Genomic DNA, 1,186 nt, shown 5'->3' on the forward strand with positions numbered 1-1,186 from the left:
GAGCAACCGCCACTGATTGGTCCACCACCGCGTGCTGGAGGTGCGATCTGCGAACAGACACAACTGCTGATCCTTGATCCGGTTTTCCATGTCACCCCGGGCACAGTATTGCTCGTAGTAGAGTTTAACGCCGTCGTCGTAACGGGAGCTGAGAATGAACCTGGGGTTGGCACCCAGTTCGCCCTCCTCCAGACGCGCGATCACCCAGCGGGGGTGTTTCCAGGTGTGGGCCTGGTACTGGAATCGATAGGTGGCGCAGACTTTTTCACCCAGTTCGTTGTGAGCCTTGCGAACCAGCATCGAGGGTACGTCTACCTCCTTGAGCAGCCGGCTGTTCTTGCTGAGGCCCACCAGATAGTCCACGTTGTTCCGGTCGCACCAGCTCAGCAATCGGGGACGGTAAAAGCCGCTGTCACCCCGGAACACGATGCGGGTATTCGTCCAGTACTGCCGGATGAATTTCACCAGCAGGGCCAGAATGGCCCAGCTGTGGCGGCTGTCGCTTCGGTTGCTGGTGCGCAGGTAGTTCACCAGCAGATGGCGACCGCAGAACACGTACAGTGGGAAGTAACAATGGTGATTGTAGTAGGCGTTAAAGAACTTGCCGGGCTGGTCGCCATGCACCGGAACGTCGGTGCCATCAAAATCCAGCACAATTTCCTTGGGTGGAGTCTCGTGCTGTTCAATGAAGTGATGCCACAGCAGTTCGTGGGCCTTGACCACGGCCTGCCGGTCTACGCGCTGCTCCATTCGGCACAGTGTTGATTTGCCCGCCAGAATGGCCTCTTCGCCAGTCGCGGTCTGAAGTGCCTGGTCAGCGCGTAACGTTTCGTGATCGTTCAGATCTTCGTATCCGGCGGCTACGCCAAAGACCCGTTGCCGGATCATGGTTTGAAGCTTGTGGCGAACCAGTACCGGATTACGGGCATCGTCCAGCACCGTAGCCAGGCGCTGAGTGAGCTGGTGTTGGTTGTCGACTTCGCGAAGCAAAAGCAGGCCGGCATCGGAGGTGATATGACCACCGGAGAAATCGGCTTCAATTTGACGGCGAGACAGTGGCGAGAAGGTCAGTTTTTCAGGTACCATTTTGGATAGCGGCTGTTGGTGCTTGGTGAACGGTGTAAGGTCCTGAAACTATAGCACTTTCAGCCGCTTTCTTTTATCCCCTCATGAGAAATCCGGGCTA

At 56.8% G+C, this 1,186-nt stretch carries 1 protein-coding gene; it reads right to left on the minus strand.

The genetic code is table 11. The features are described from left to right. Positions 1-1,086 (minus strand): IS1380 family transposase (locus V8L70_RS22785; protein WP_101146786.1); only part of this gene is annotated, 1,086 nt, incomplete at its 3' end. Positions 1,087-1,186: the final 100 nt, after the last annotated feature.

It is taken from the genome of Vreelandella arctica, assembly GCF_037070215.1.
Classification (GTDB): domain Bacteria; phylum Pseudomonadota; class Gammaproteobacteria; order Pseudomonadales; family Halomonadaceae; genus Vreelandella; species Vreelandella arctica.